The following is a 14,068-nucleotide window of genomic DNA, read 5'->3' on the forward strand; positions in this document are numbered from 1 at the left end:
GGCTTCGCCGCATGCCGGTGCGCGGGATGCCGCTAGCCGGCGTCGCGCCGAAAAGGATCGTGCTCGCGCAGTTCGTCGACGTACGCGTGGATATGCTCGGTCTCGCGTTCGAGAAAGCGCGCGACCGCATCGGAAAAAGCCGGATGCGCGAGCCAGTGCGCGGAGTGCGTGACCGTCGGCAGAAAACCGCGCGCGAGCTTGTGCTCGCCCTGCGCGCCGCCCTCGAACGTGTCGAGCCCGGCTTCGATGCAGAATTCGAGCAACTGGTAGTAGGCCGTTTCGAAATGCAGGCAGGGCACGTGCTCGATCGCCCCCCAGTAGCGGCCGTACAGCGTGCCGCCGCCGTGCTCGCCGCGCCGGTAAACGGCGAGCGCGCTCGCGATCGGCCGGCCGTCGGCTTCCGCGATCACGAGCAGCAGGTTCTCGGGCATCGTCGCGCCGATCGTGCGGAAGAAGTCGAGGTTCAGGTACGGGCTCGAATAGTGCTCGCGGTAAGTCTGCCGATAGCAGCGCGAGAAGAAGCGCCAGTCGGCGTCGGTGATCCGATCGCCGGTGAGCCGCCGGAAGGTCACGCCCGCATCGTGCACCTTGCGCCGCTCCGCGCGGATGTTCTTGCGCTTCTTCTGTTCGAGCGTGCCGAGGAAATCGTCGAAGTGGCGGTAGCCGTCGTTGATCCAGTGGAACTGCACGCCTTCGCGCAGCATCATCCCCATCGATTCGAGGAGCCGCGCTTCGTCGCCGGTCGGGAACAGCACGTGCAGTGACGACACGTCGCTCTGCTCGGCGAACGCGAGCAGCGTGGCCGCGAGCCGGCGGCGTGCGTCGTCGTCGGCCGCGAGGAGGCGCGTGCCCTGCACCGGCGTGAACGGCACCGCGCACAGCAGCTTCGGGTAATAGGGCAGGTCGTTGCGCTGGTACGCGTCGGCCCACGCCCAGTCGAACACGTATTCGCCGTACGAATGCTGTTTCGCGTAGACGGGGGCGGCGGCCGCGAGGCGGCCGGTGCGCGCGTCGGTCAGCGTGACGAAGTGCGGCGACCAGCCGGTGTCGTCCACCGCGCAGCGCGCGACGTGCAGTGCGTCGAGGAATTCGTGGCGCAGGAACGGCGTGGGCTGCGCGTCGCGCGCGAGCAGCGCGTTCCATTCGTCGGCCGGCACCTCGGCGGGGGACGACAGGATGCCCGTGCGATAATCGATGCGTTCGTGTTTCAAGCGTGAATCCGTACCGTTGGATGTTGCCGGGTGCGGGCCGCCGTGGCCCGCGCCCGGATCGATTTCGTCAGCCGTTCAAGGCGCGCCGCCGGGTTGCGCCGATCCCGCCATGAAGACCCGACTCGCTCTCGCCCAGATCAACGTCACCGTCGGCGATTTCGCCGGCAACGTCGCGCGTATCGTCGCCGCCGCGCGTGCCGCGCACAACGATGGTGCGCAACTGATGGTCGCACCCGAACTCGCGCTGTCCGGCTATCCGCCCGAAGACCTGTTGCTGCGGCCCGCGTTCTACGCGGCGGCGGCCGCCGCACTCGATGCGCTCGCCGACGCGCTGAAGGCGTTCGACGGGCTCGCGGTGCTGGTCGGCCATCCGTTGCGCGGTCCGGGCAGGGGGCCGGGCAGGGGTGCGGGCAGCGGTGCGGACAGCGCGTCAGCCGTCGATGGTAATGCAAACCGCCCGATCGAGCGCGGCGTGCCGCCCACCGACACCTTCAACGCGGCGTCGCTGATCGTCGGCGGCGAGATCGTCGGCACCTACCGCAAGCAGGATCTGCCGAACGCCGAGGTGTTCGACGAGAAGCGCTATTTCGCGACCGACACCGAGCCGCTCGTGTTCGAGCTGAACGGCGTGAAATACGGCGTGATCATCTGCGAGGACGCGTGGCATGCGTCGGCCGCGCAGATCGCGAAGGCGGCCGGCGCGCAGGTACTGCTGATCCCGAACGGCTCGCCGTATCACATGAACAAGGAAGCGGTGCGCATCGACATCCTGCGCGCGCGGATTCGCGAGACCGGGCTGCCGATGGTGTACGTGAACCTCGTCGGCGGCCAGGACGAACTCGTGTTCGACGGCGGTTCCTTCGTGCTCGACGCGCAGGGCGCGCTCGCCGCGAAGATGCCGCAGTTCGACGAAGGGCACGCGATCGTCGAATTCGACGGCCCGCGGCCGCTGCCCGGCGCGATCGCGCCCGAGCTGTCGACTCACGCGCAGGTGTACCGCGCGCTCGTGACCGGCGTGCGCGACTACATCGGCAAGAACGGCTTTCCCGGCGTGCTGATCGGGCTGTCGGGCGGCGTCGATTCGGCGCTGGTGCTGGCCGTCGCGTGCGATGCGCTCGGGCCTGAGCGCGTGCGCGCGGTGATGATGCCGTCGCGCTTCACGGCCGACATCTCGACCACCGATGCGGCGGAGATGGCGCGGCGCGTCGGCGTACGCTACGACGAGATCGCGATCGCGCCGATGTTCGATGCATTCCGCGCCGCGCTCGCGGGCGAATTCGCGGGCCGCGCGGAAGACGCGACGGAGGAGAACATCCAGGCGCGCATCCGCGGCACGCTGCTGATGGCGCTGTCGAACAAGTTCGGTTCGATCGTGCTGACGACCGGCAACAAGAGCGAGATGGCGGTCGGCTACTGCACGCTGTACGGCGACATGGCTGGCGGTTTCGCGGTGATCAAGGACATCGCGAAGACGCTCGTGTACCGGCTGTGCCGCTATCGCAACGAAACGGCCGACTACGGGCCGCGAGACGTGATTCCCGAACGGATCCTGACGCGCGCGCCGTCGGCCGAGCTGCGCGAGAACCAGACCGACCAGGACAGCCTGCCGCCGTACGACGTGCTCGACGCGATCATGCGGATGTACATGGAAGAAGACCGGCCGCTCGCCGAGATCGTCGAGGCCGGCTACGCGCGGGCCGACGTCGAGCGCGTGACGCGGCTCATCAAGATCAACGAATACAAGCGCCGCCAGGCGCCGATCGGCATCCGCGTCACGCATCGCGCATTCGGGCGCGACTGGCGCTACCCGATCACGTCGTGCTTTACCGAACGGCTCGATTGAGCGGTGCTGGGCCGGATGCGGCTCGCCGGCTTACAATCGGGATCGCGATTTTTCATCCAAACGAGCATTGGGGGACAACCACCATGAAACGCATCACTGCCATCATCAAGCCGTTCAAGCTGGACGAAGTCCGCGAAGCGCTCGCCGAAGTGGGTCTCACGGGCCTGACCGTGACGGAAGTGAAGGGCTTCGGCCGCCAGAAGGGCCATACCGAGCTGTATCGCGGCGCCGAATACGTCGTCGACTTCCTGCCGAAGATGAAGATCGAGGTGGTCGTCGCGGAAGCGCAGGTCGATCAGGTGATCGACGCGGTGATCGGTGCGGCGCGCACCGGCAAGATCGGCGACGGCAAGATCTTCGTGTCCGACGTCGAGCGCGTGATCCGCATTCGCACCGGCGAAGAGAACGAAGCGGCCGTCTGAGCGCCGCGTCCGCGCCATTCGATCAATCGCGGCCGCTTCGGCCGCGTCCGCCGATCGGGCCACGGGTCGCACGAACCCGGCCCGCCAAGAAAAAACGGTGCGGATACCCGTTTGGGTACCGCACCGATACGCGCCTCTCGCAGCAGCGTGGAAAGTGTTGTCGAATCGTTGTTTGACGGCGCCCGATCAGAACAGGTGCTGGATGCCGGCGTAGACGCCGGTCTGGCTGCCGCCCTGATGCGGGTTGCCCGTCGACACGGCCGTACCGGCGCCGTTCGCGTTCAGGCCGAAGTTGGCCGACGAGCTGTTGCGCACCGTCGCGACCTGCAGGTCGAACAGCGTGCGCTTCGAGATGTTGTACGAACCGCCGACCGTGTAGATGTTCGCGTTGCCGCCGCCGTGGTTCGCGTTCACGTGATACACGGCTGCGATCAGCGCCGCTGCCGGCGTGGCTTGCCACGTCACGCCGCCCCACACCTGCTGCGTACCCGTCACGCCGGCGTTCACTGCCGGGCCACCGCTGCCGTCGGCGCGCGATGCCTGGTAGGCCGCCTGAACCTTGAACTGGCCGAGGAACACGTTCACGCCCGCGAAGTATTCGCGCGAGTAGTTGAACACGTCCGAGAAGCGGCCGTTGCTGTCGCGCGTTTCGTCGTAGATGCCGCGCAACTGGAACAGCGAGTTCGTGTAGGTGACCTGACCGCCCATTGCACGGCCCGGTTGGCCGGCCGTCGTGTTGCCGTTGAAGCTGGTCGAGTTCGAGAAGGAGAACTGGCCGTAGAAGTCGAGACCATAGAGCGACGGCGACTGGTACGACACGTTGTTGCTGGTCTTGTTCCAGTTACGGCCGCGCACCAGCGAGGCCGTCGACCAGGACGACTGGCCGAACGGGTCGAAGTCCCACACGCCGTTGGCGATCGCGAGTTCGCGACCCAACAGCAGCGTACCGTAGCGGTCGTTGGAGATACCGACGGTCGCGAAACGATCCCAGATCGAGCCGCTGAAGCCGCCCGTCATCGTGTTGAACGCGCCTTCGAGGTGGAACAGGATCTTGTTGCCGCCGCCGATGTCCTCGCTACCCTTCAAGCCCCACAGGCTCGTGCCCCAGTCGCCGCTTTCCGCGCGCACTTGGTGGCCGTTTTGGAGGCCGTTCATGTACTCGATGCCTGCATCCAGGCGGCCATACAGCGTGACGCTGCTCTGCGCGTGCGCCGTCACCACCCCAGCAGCCATCAGCGCGGCCGCGACCAAAGCTTTCTTCATCGTCTCCTCCATACCCTGTCAAAAAGTCAACCCAGAACTGCACGAGATGCCCGGCGCGGCACGCACCGGGCAAAAGCGGGATAACCAGGGAGACCTCGTGCAGGGCCGGTAAGCGCGGCACGCGGGCAAGCAGACGGAAATACCGTTGAGCGGTCCCGCGCAGCCGGGTCGGCCTGCGGGTCTCCTTGTAGTGTCGTGAAGCTAAACTACATTTCACGAACTTCGTTTTGCTACTTTGGTTACTAATTTAGCAAAAATACAATTTTGTGGCGACGGAAATCGTTGTTTGACTAACCGCTGTCGCCAATTTGCCATGCAACACGGTGCCCAAGGGTTCTCGATTACCGGAAAACCCTTGTCCCGCAAGGGAGACATGGATTCCATGGGCATGGGTCAAGGATTGCCACTATTGACGTTGCCGGGGCGCCGGCGTAGGCGCGAAAGTTGCAAAATTGGTAAGTATTTCGTAATGATTCGGGCGATTGCCGCCATCGCCGATCGACGCCTGAAACGCCCGTCCTGCAACGCGCCGCGCTTAGTCCGGGCTCGGTCGTGCGTCGAGCAACTGGGCGCGAATCCAGCGATGCGCATCGGTGCGCGCGTGCTTCGCATGCGAGTAGACCTTCACCGTGTAGCGCGGGATCTCGAACGGCGCGGGGAAGATGCGGATCGGCGCCGCGTGCCGCAGCGCCTGCGCGGCGCGGTTCGGCACGGTCATCACGAGAGCCGATTCGGCGATCACGAACGGCGCGGCCAGCACGGTCGGCAACTGCACGGCCACATGCCGCGCAAGGCCGAGCCGGTCGAGCACGTGGTCGACGACGCCGCGCGACTCATTCCACGGCGTGACGACCACGTGGCGGGCCGCCAGATACTGGTCGAGCGTCAGCCGCCGGCGGATGTCCGGATGCGTGGCGCTCGCGATCACGACATAGTCGTCGGAGAACCAGTCGAAATCCTCGATGCCGGGCGCGTCGGCCGCCGATTCTTCGTGGTAGCCGAGGGCGAAGTCGATGCGGCCGGCCGCGAGCGCATCGACGGAAATCTTGCGGTCCGAATGGACGACGCGGATCCGCAGGTGCGGCGCCACGTGTTGAATGCGCGCCAGGAACGCCGGCAGCACCGCGAACGCCGTGTAGTCGGTCGCCGCGAACACGAACGTACGGTCGCTTTGTGCGGGATCGAAGCGGCGCGCGCGGGCGAGCCCCTTCGACATCGCGTCGAGCGAGTCACCGGCCCACGTGGCGATGTCGTCGGCGCGTACGGTCGGCTGCATCTCGTTGCCGAGGCGCACGAACAGCGCATCGCCGATCGCGTCTCGCAGGCGGGCGAGCGCGTGGCTCAACGCCGACGGGCTCAGCGCGAGTTCATGCGCGGCCGCCGCGACCGACCGCTGGCGGTACAACGCGTCGAATACGAGCAGCAGGTTCAGGTCGAGGCGGCGCAGGTCGGGATGCATCATGTTCAGGTCTGGATGAAAAAACTGCACTTTCTGCAGTTGCGCCGTGAACGTAGCATGTCGATCCGACCCGCGCCAAGTGCGCGCGGGGGCGCCGTATTCCATTTTTCCGTCCGGGCCGAAGGAGGGCTCCCCACCGTGCAAATCGATATCCGTTGCGCCACCGTCGCCGACGTGCCGCTGATCCTGCGCTTCATCACCGAACTGGCCGTCTACGAGAAGGCCGAGCACGAAGTCGTCGCGACGCCCGAATCGCTCGAGCGCAGCCTGTTCGGCGAAGGCTCGCCGGCGCGTGCGCTGATGTGCGAGATCGACGGCGAGCCGGCCGGCTTCGCCGTGTATTTCTTCTCGTATTCGACGTGGCTCGCGCGGCAGGGGCTGTATCTCGAGGATCTGTACGTGTCGCCGCGTTTTCGCGGCGCGGGCGCGGGGCTGCGGCTGCTGAAGGCGCTCGCGCGCATCGCGGTCGAGTCGGGCTGCGGACGTTTCGAATGGAGCGTGCTCGACTGGAACGAGCCGGCGATCCGCTTCTACGAGAGCGTCGGCGCGGCGCCGCAGAGCGAATGGGTGCGTTACCGGCTGGCGGGCGACGAACTGCGCGCGTTCGCCGACGGCGCGCCGGTGAGCGCCGCGTAAACGCAAGACGGGCGCCGCGCGGCGAACCGCGGGGCGCCCGTTCGAGCGTGGCGGGTATGGCGGGTGACGCGCGTTACTTGAGGCTACCCGACAGGAAGCCGCGCAGGCGTTCGCTCTTCGGGTTCGCGAACACCTCGGCCGGCACGCCTTCTTCCTCGACGCGGCCCTGGTGCAGGAACATCACGTGATTCGACACGTTGCGCGCGAAGCCCATCTCGTGCGTGACGACGATCATCGTGCGGCCTTCCTCGGCCAGCTTCTGCATCACCTTCAGCACTTCGCCGACGAGTTCCGGGTCGAGCGCGGAGGTCGGTTCGTCGAACAGCATCACGTCCGGATGCATCGCGAGCGCACGCGCGATCGCCACGCGCTGCTGCTGGCCGCCGGACAGATGCGACGGATACTGCTTCTCGACGCGCGGCGCGAGGCCGACCTTCTCGAGGTATTCGCGCGCACGGTCCTCGGCTTCCTTCTTCGGGATGCCGAGCACGTTCACCGGCGCTTCCATCACGTTCTCGATCACGTTCATGTGCGACCAGAGGTTGAAGTGCTGGAACACCATCGACAGCTTGGTGCGTACGCGCTGAAGCTGCTTCGAATCGGCCGCGCGCAGCGCGCCCGTCTTGTCGAGCGCGGTGCGCACTTCCTCGCCGTCGACGAAGATGCGGCCCGCGTTCGGCTGCTCGAGGAAGTTGATACAGCGCAGCATCGTGCTCTTGCCGGAACCGGACGAGCCGATCACGCTGATCACGTCGCCCGAGTTCGCCTTCAGCGACACGCCCTTGAGCACCTCGTTGTCGCCGTACCGCTTGTGGAGATCGTCGACGAAAAGCTTTTGAGTCTGGGAATTCATCAGTATTCCTGCGGAAACTTACTTGCCTTGCGGGCGCAGATAGGCGAGCCAGCGGCGCTCGGCCTGGCGGAACAGCCACACGAGCGTGAACGAGATCGCGAGGTAGAGCAGGGCGGCGATGCCGAACGCGTGGAACGACATGTAGGTCGCCGAGTTCACGTCGCGGGCGATCTTCAGGATGTCCGGCACGGTCGCGGTGAAGGCCACCGTCGTCGCGTGAAGCATCAGGATCACTTCGTTGCTGTACAGCGGCAACGCGCGGCGCAGCGCCGAGGGCAGGATCACGCGGCGATACATCGTGAACGGCGTCATCCCGTATGCGCGCGCGGCTTCGATCTCGCCGTACGACGTCGCCTTGATCGCACCCGCGAAGATCTCGGTGGTGTACGCGCAGGTGTTCAGCGTGAACGCGAGCAGCGTGCAGTGCATCCCGTCGCGGAAGAACGCATCGAGCATCGGCGTGCCGCGCACGGCCTGCAGGCTGTAGAGGCCCGTGTAGCAGAGCAGCAGTTGCACGTAGAGCGGCGTGCCGCGAAACACGTACGTGTACAGCCACACGGCGCTCGACAGCCACTTCCTCTTCGACACGCGCGCCACGGCGAGCGGCACCGACAGGCAGAAGCCGAGGCCGATCGACACGACCAGCAGCCACAGCGTGATCGCGACACCGGTGATGCGATAGCCGTCGGTGTAGAGATAGTTGCGCCAGTATTCTTGGATGAGTTCGATCATAGGTCAGCCTTGCGGACACCGGTCGAGTAACGCTTTTCGAGCCACATCAGCACGAAGTTCGAGATCGTCGTGATGGCGAGGTAGACCGCTCCCGCGATCAGCGTGAAGAAGAAGAACCGCAGCGTGCCCTTGCCGGCGTCCTGCGACGCCTTCACGACGTCGGCCAGGCCGATGATCGACACGAGCGCGGTCGACTTCACGAGCACCTGCCAGTTGTTGCCGATACCCGGCAGCGCGAAGCGCATCATCTGCGGGAACATGATGCGCGTGAACACCTGCCAGTTCGTCATCCCGTAGGCGCTGCCGGCCTCGAGCTGGCCGCGCGGCACCGACAGGAACGCGCCACGGAACGTCTCGGTGAAGTACGCGCCGTAGATGAAGCCGAGCACGAGCACGCCGGCGAGGAACGGGTCGATGTCGATCTGGTCCCAGCCGAGCGCGTCGGTCGCCATGTTCAGCCAGATCTGCAGGCTGTAGAACAGCAGCAGCATCAGCACGAGGTCGGGTACGCCGCGGATCAGCGTCGTATAGACGGTGCCGACGCCGTTCGTCACGCGATTGCGTGACAGTTTCGCGCCGGCGCCGAGCAGCCCCAGCAGGAACGACAGCGCAAGCGAAAGCACCGCCAGTTTGACGGTTTGCCAGGTGCCGGCGAGGATCAGCGGGCCGTAGCCTTGTAGAAACATATGGGGTCCCTGGTGTGGTCCCTGAGGGCGCACGCAGTGCGCCGCGAAAGACGCGTCCGCCAAGCTGCGCGGAACGCCCCGTGCGTATCATGACCGTCCGCCCCGGCAACGGTGCCGGGCCCGCCCGTCGCGCGAGCGGCGGGCAAGGGAGCGGGCGGCGCGTGGTTGACTGCCTGTACTGCCCGGACGCGGGGCCGCCCCCGCATCCGCTGCTTCTTCTTGTCGGCGTTCAGCGGGCCGGCGCCGAATAGACGCTGAACGAGAAGTACTTGTGCGACAGCCGGTCGTACGTGCCGTCCTTGTGCATGTCGGCCAGCGCGCGGTTGATCTTGAGCTTCAGGTCCGTATCTTCCTTGCGCAGGCCGATCGCGGTGCCGTCGCCGATCGTCTTCGGATCCTTCACTTCCGGCCCGGCGAACGCGAAGCCCTTGCCGCGCGGCGTGCGCAGGAAGCCGTAGTCGGCCTGCAGCTCGTCCTGCAGCGTCGCGTCGAGGCGGCCCGAGCCGAGATCGGTATAGACCTGGTCCTGGTTCTGGTAAGGAACGATCGTCACGCCCTGCGGTTCCCAGTACGCCTTCGCGTAGGTTTCCTGCGTCGAGCCCTGCTCGACGCCAACGCGCTTGCCTTTCAGCGACGCGACCGTCGGCAGCAGCGGCGAGCCGGTCTTCGCGATCATCCGCGCGGGCGCGTCGTACACCTTGTCGGAGAAGTCGATCTGCTCGCGGCGCTTGTCCGTGACGGTCAGCGACGACACGATGACGTCGTATTTCTTCGCCTTCAGCGCCGGAATGATCCCGTCGAGATCCTGCGCGACCCACACGCATTTCACGTTGATCCGCTTGCAGATTTCCTTGGTGAGATCCACGTCGAAACCGACGATCTCGCCGCTCGGCGCGGTCGACTCGAACGGCGGGTAGCTGGCGTCGACACCGATCCGCACGGTCTTCCACTCCTTCGCGAAGGCGCTGCCCGCCACGAGGGCGAGGGCGGCGCACAGGGCGGCCTTCTTCATTTCCATCCTTCTGTTGCAGACTTTCCGGGGGCGCTCGCGGCCGGTCGGACCGGGCGCCGCGGCGTATTCTAGACGGCCAAAAATCGCCGATCGGCGCTCTGGCGTTGGCGGCCGCCGGAAGGGCGAACGCCAAAAGGGCGGTATTTTACCCGAACGCGATATCCGGAAAACGGCAATCCGGCACGGTCGACCGATTCCTCGATTCGGCTGTTGCGGTAATCGTTGTAGTCGCAATGAATATTTTGGCAATTGATCGCGCGGATGCAACGATGCGGTGCGCGGGCGGCGGATTGTGGCGCGTGCGAGCGCCCTCTACAGTGGAGGTAAACCCGAACAGACCATCCGCGTCCTGAGCGTCCACCCCATGTTTCAGATCCTGCGCGCCGAAGACCGCTGCCACACGCACCACGGCTGGCTTGAATCGAGTCACAGTTTTTCGTCTGCCTGCCGCGCCGCGCATGCGCACGCGCCGGTGCGTCCGCCCGTCGGCGGGCTGTACGTGCTGAGCGAGGACCTGATCGCGCCGACGCGCGGGTTCGGGATGCTGCCGCGCCGCGACGTGGAGATCGTGACTTACGTGCTGGATGGCGCGCTCGCGCACCGCGACAGCCTCGGCAGCGGCGCGATCGTCCGGGCCGGCGGCATCCAGCGGATGAGCGCCGGCACGGGGCTCGTGCACAGCGTAACCAACGCGTCGCGCGATCGGCCGCTGCACCTGTTGCAGATCTGGCTGCAGCCGGCCGAGCCGGGCGGGCGGCCCGGCTACGAGCAACGGCGTTTCGCCGACGACGAGAAGCGCGGCCGGCTGAGGCTCGTCGCGGCGCCCGACGGCGGCGACGGCGCGCTGTCGATGCGGGCGGACGCCCGCATCTTCGCGGGGCTGATCGACGGCGACGAGACGATCGCGTTCGACGTGCCGGCCGGGCGCAGCATCTACGTGCACGTGGCGCGCGGCGACGTCGACGTCAACGGCCGCGCGCTGGCTGCCGGCGACGGCGCGCGGATCGGCGGCGTGGACGCGGTGGCGTTCGCGCGCGGCCGCACGGCGGAGGTGCTGCTGTTCGACGTCGCCTGAAACAAAAAGGGGGACGCAGGCGGTGCTTGCGTCCCCCTTCGGCGCCGCCGCGGGAGCGGCCCGCCGGCTTACTGCGCCGGCGCCGACGCGCCCTTGGCGGCCGCGCGATGTTGCTCCCAGCGCTCCTTCATCTTCTCGTGGCGCTGCTCCATCTTCGCGAACTGCTGCTTGAGCGCCGTGCTGACCATCGTCTTCTGCTGGTCGTTCAGCCCGTTGTAGAACGTGAGCCACGCGGCGGACGTCTGCTCGCGCAGTTGCGCGTTCTGCGCCTCCGCCTGCTGGCGGGTCGAATGCATCGCGCTCAGGTCGAGGATCGGCTGATTCTGCTGCGCCTTGAACTGCTCGCGCATCTGCTCGTGGCTCTTGCGCATCGCGTCACGGTTCTGCTTCATCGTGTTGACGGCCGCCTGCCATTGCTGTTCCTGCGACGCGTTGAGCTTCAACTGGTCGTGCAGTTTCATGATCGCGCCGAACGGGCCGCCTTCGTGCCCGTCGTGCATCCGCTGCATGCCGGGGCCGCCCGGCGGCGGCATGTCGTTGGGCTGCGCGGCATGCGCGGTGCCGAATGCGAGAGCGAGCACGGTGGCGGCCGCGATGGCCACGCGGGAAGTCTTCTTATACATTTCAGAAACTCCTTGTATCCAAAGGGTCCGGCGATGCGGTGCCGGGAAAGCCGGTTACCGCATCCGGTAAGACGCAGGTTAGCGATACGGGCCCCGGCGGGTGTTACGCGGGGCGGCGGCCCGGTTACCGTGCATTACAGTTCCCTTGCGCGGTAACCCGCAGTAACCCTTTCGTCCCATTGTTTCGTTCTTCGACTCCACCCTCGCGCGGTAAACTTCAAGCCATGACTACCCAGATCCTCATCGTCGACGACGACCAAGAACTCCGAGACCTGCTGCGCGACTACCTCGTGCGCCAGGGGATGGAAGTGTCCGTGCTGCACGACGCGGCGACGCTCGAGAAACGCCTCGAGCGCGAACGGCCCGACCTGATCGTGCTGGACCTGATGATGCCGGGCGTGGACGGCCTGACCGCGCTGCGCCAGTTGCGCGCGGCCGGCGACGACATCCCCGTGATCATGCTGACCGCGCGGGCCGACGACGTCGACCGCATCGTCGGGCTCGAGCTCGGCGCGGACGACTACCTCGGCAAGCCGTTCAACCCGCGCGAGCTGCTCGCGCGCGTGCAGGCCGTGCTGCGGCGCCGCCGCGCGACGCCGTCGGCGGCCGCGCCCGAGCAGCGCGAGCCGTTCGCGTTCGGCCGCTTCCTGCTCGACTTCCAGGCGCGCACGCTGTCGGTCGACGGCAAGCCGGCCACGCTGTCGAGCAGCGAATTCGCGCTGCTGAAGATCTTCGTCAACCACGCGCTGCGCACGCTCACGCGCGAGCGACTGCTCGAGCTGCTGCACGGGCCCGAGTACGACGGCACCGACCGCGGCATCGACGTCCAGGTGTGGCGCCTGCGCCGCATCCTCGAAACGGATCCGTCGACGCCGCGCTTCATCCAGACGGTCCGCGGGCGCGGCTACGTGTTCGTGCCCGACGGCGAGGCCCATGCGCAAACCCATTGATTCGCTGTTCGGGCGGCTGGCGCTGCTCGTCGTCGGCGTCCTGCTCCTGTCGCACTTCGCGTGGTTCTTCGCGATGCGGCTCGAGCGCAACCAGATGCAGACGCGTTATGCGGTCGAGGAGGCCGCGTTCCTCGTCGACGCGGTGCGCCAGCACGTGGCGCGCACGCCCGACCAGCCGCTGCCGTCGCGCGTGCGGCTCGTGTCGCCGGACAGTGCCGATGTGCCGAAGGGCGGCGATTCCGGGCTGCCGCCGCCGCTGAAGCGGTTCCGCGACGACGTGAGCGAGCGCATGCCGCCCGGCACGCAGGTCGAGATCGGCACGCCCGGCCATCCGCCGGTGCTGTGGGTGAAGGAGCCGGCCGATCGCAACTGGATCGTGGTGCCCGTGCAGCCGCTGCGGCCGCCGCGCTCGCTCGACCGGATGCTGCTGTGGCTCGGCACGATCTTCTCGGCCGGCGTGATCGCCGCGCTGTTCGCGGCCTGGCAGTTGCAGCAGCCGCTGCGTTCGCTCGCGCGCGCGGTCGCGCGTTTCGGCCGCGGGCAGCCGGTGCCGCCGCTGCGCGAACGCGGGCCGCGCGAGCTGCGCCAGCTCACGCACGGCTTCAACCAGATGGTGGAGCAGGTGTCGCAGGCCGAGAGCGATCGCGCGGTGATGCTGGCAGGCGTCGCGCACGACTTGCGCACGCCGCTCGCCCGGATGCGCCTGCGGGCGGAAATGATGGACGACGCACGGCTGCGCGACGGCGTCGTGCGCGACGTCGACTCGATGTCGCACATCGTCGACCAGTTCCTGGTGTTTGCACATGGCGGGGCCGATCGCAGCGAGCCGGTGCCGGTCGACCACGCGTGCGAGCGGATCGCGCGCAGCTATCGTGCGGTCGCGCCGAACGCGCCGACGGTCCAGACGCGGCTGGAGGCCGATCCCGGCTTCCGGCTGCCGACGGCGACGCTCGACCGGATCCTGTCGAACCTGCTGGACAACGCGCATGCGTATGGCGCACCGCCCGTGCTCATCGAGACGGCGCGCACGCCGACCGGCTACGTGCTGTCGGTCAGCGACAGCGGCGGCGGCATCGCGCCGCGCGACCTCGCGGCCGCCACGCGGCCGTTCGTGCGGCTCGATCCCGCGCGCGGCGGGAACGGCCACAGCGGGCTCGGGCTCGCGATCGTCGAGCGGCTCGTGCTCAGGCTGGGGGGCGCGTGCGACATCGGCAATCGCCCCGAAGGCGGCTTGCGTGTATCGATGACGTTCCCGTTCGAGGCCGTGCCGAAGGACGAGCCTCACGCACAGGCCGCTTGAGCG

General features: G+C 67.2%; 14 protein-coding genes. 6 read left to right on the forward strand and 8 right to left on the reverse strand.

From position 1 onward, the window contains the following. Positions 1-32 precede the first annotated feature (32 nt). Entirely contained in the window at positions 33-1,211 is a 1,179-nt protein-coding gene (locus C4B30_RS14805; protein WP_027785116.1) for a GNAT family N-acetyltransferase, read from the reverse strand. Between the two features lie 109 nt (positions 1,212-1,320). On the opposite strand from C4B30_RS14805, the gene C4B30_RS14810 reads away from it, so the two are divergent. Continuing rightward, positions 1,321-3,054 carry an NAD+ synthase gene (locus tag C4B30_RS14810; protein ID WP_027785115.1) on the forward strand — a complete coding sequence of 578 codons (1,734 nt, stop codon included), beginning with the start codon at positions 1,321-1,323 and terminating at the stop codon, positions 3,052-3,054. Between the two features lie 83 nt (positions 3,055-3,137). Beyond that, positions 3,138-3,476, forward strand: a complete 339-nt coding sequence (locus C4B30_RS14815; RefSeq protein WP_006398637.1) for a P-II family nitrogen regulator — start codon at positions 3,138-3,140, stop codon at positions 3,474-3,476. Between the two features lie 186 nt (positions 3,477-3,662). Here C4B30_RS14815 and C4B30_RS14820 read toward each other — a convergent pair whose 3' ends face one another. Beyond that, a complete protein-coding gene (locus tag C4B30_RS14820; RefSeq protein WP_027785114.1) occupies positions 3,663-4,739 on the reverse strand; it encodes a porin in 1,077 nt (358 codons plus the stop codon). Positions 4,740-5,274: 535 nt separating this feature from the next. After that, entirely contained in the window at positions 5,275-6,201 is a 927-nt protein-coding gene (locus tag C4B30_RS14825) for a LysR family transcriptional regulator (RefSeq protein ID WP_027785113.1), read from the reverse strand. 135 nt (positions 6,202-6,336) lie between these two features. Between C4B30_RS14825 and C4B30_RS14830 the strand changes: the two genes are divergently transcribed. Then, the gene (locus tag C4B30_RS14830; RefSeq protein ID WP_027785112.1) at positions 6,337-6,834 is read left to right on the forward strand and encodes a GNAT family N-acetyltransferase; all 498 of its coding nucleotides are present in this window, start codon (positions 6,337-6,339) and stop codon (positions 6,832-6,834) included. A gap of 73 nt (positions 6,835-6,907) precedes the next feature. On the opposite strand, the gene C4B30_RS14835 is transcribed toward C4B30_RS14830, so the two are convergent. From C4B30_RS14835 to C4B30_RS14850, 4 genes are all read right to left on the reverse strand, one after another. Then, entirely contained in the window at positions 6,908-7,687 is a 780-nt protein-coding gene (locus tag C4B30_RS14835; RefSeq protein WP_006489654.1) for an ABC transporter ATP-binding protein, read from the reverse strand. A gap of 18 nt (positions 7,688-7,705) precedes the next feature. Beyond that, positions 7,706-8,419, reverse strand: coding sequence for an ABC transporter permease (locus tag C4B30_RS14840; RefSeq protein ID WP_027785111.1), 714 nt, complete (start codon positions 8,417-8,419; stop codon positions 7,706-7,708). Continuing rightward, positions 8,416-9,105 carry an ABC transporter permease gene (locus C4B30_RS14845; protein ID WP_006489645.1) on the reverse strand — a complete coding sequence of 230 codons (690 nt, stop codon included), beginning with the start codon at positions 9,103-9,105 and terminating at the stop codon, positions 8,416-8,418. Before C4B30_RS14845 ends, C4B30_RS14840 begins: the two co-directional genes overlap by 4 nt. Positions 9,106-9,334: 229 nt before the next feature. Beyond that, positions 9,335-10,117 (reverse strand): ABC transporter substrate-binding protein, encoded by a 783-nt coding sequence (locus tag C4B30_RS14850; RefSeq protein WP_027785110.1) that lies wholly within the window; start codon positions 10,115-10,117, stop codon positions 9,335-9,337. 364 nt (positions 10,118-10,481) lie between these two features. On the opposite strand from C4B30_RS14850, the gene C4B30_RS14855 reads away from it, so the two are divergent. Further along, positions 10,482-11,192, forward strand: coding sequence for a pirin family protein (locus tag C4B30_RS14855; protein WP_027785109.1), 711 nt, complete (start codon positions 10,482-10,484; stop codon positions 11,190-11,192). A 68-nt stretch (positions 11,193-11,260) separates the two neighbouring features. On the opposite strand, the gene C4B30_RS14860 is transcribed toward C4B30_RS14855, so the two are convergent. Then, the gene (locus tag C4B30_RS14860) at positions 11,261-11,815 is read right to left on the reverse strand and encodes a periplasmic heavy metal sensor (RefSeq protein WP_027785108.1); all 555 of its coding nucleotides are present in this window, start codon (positions 11,813-11,815) and stop codon (positions 11,261-11,263) included. Positions 11,816-12,039: 224 nt separating this feature from the next. On the opposite strand from C4B30_RS14860, the gene C4B30_RS14865 reads away from it, so the two are divergent. Together C4B30_RS14865 and C4B30_RS14870 are read left to right on the forward strand one after the other, a co-directional pair. Next, positions 12,040-12,765, forward strand: a complete 726-nt coding sequence (locus tag C4B30_RS14865; RefSeq protein ID WP_006493394.1) for a response regulator — start codon at positions 12,040-12,042, stop codon at positions 12,763-12,765. Next, positions 12,749-14,065, forward strand: a complete 1,317-nt coding sequence (locus tag C4B30_RS14870) for an ATP-binding protein (RefSeq protein WP_027785107.1) — start codon at positions 12,749-12,751, stop codon at positions 14,063-14,065. Before C4B30_RS14865 ends, C4B30_RS14870 begins: the two co-directional genes overlap by 17 nt. The last annotated feature ends 3 nt before the right edge of the window (positions 14,066-14,068 follow it).

Origin of the sequence: Burkholderia sp. BE12 (assembly GCF_002959955.1) — a bacterium.
GTDB lineage: Bacteria > Pseudomonadota > Gammaproteobacteria > Burkholderiales > Burkholderiaceae > Burkholderia.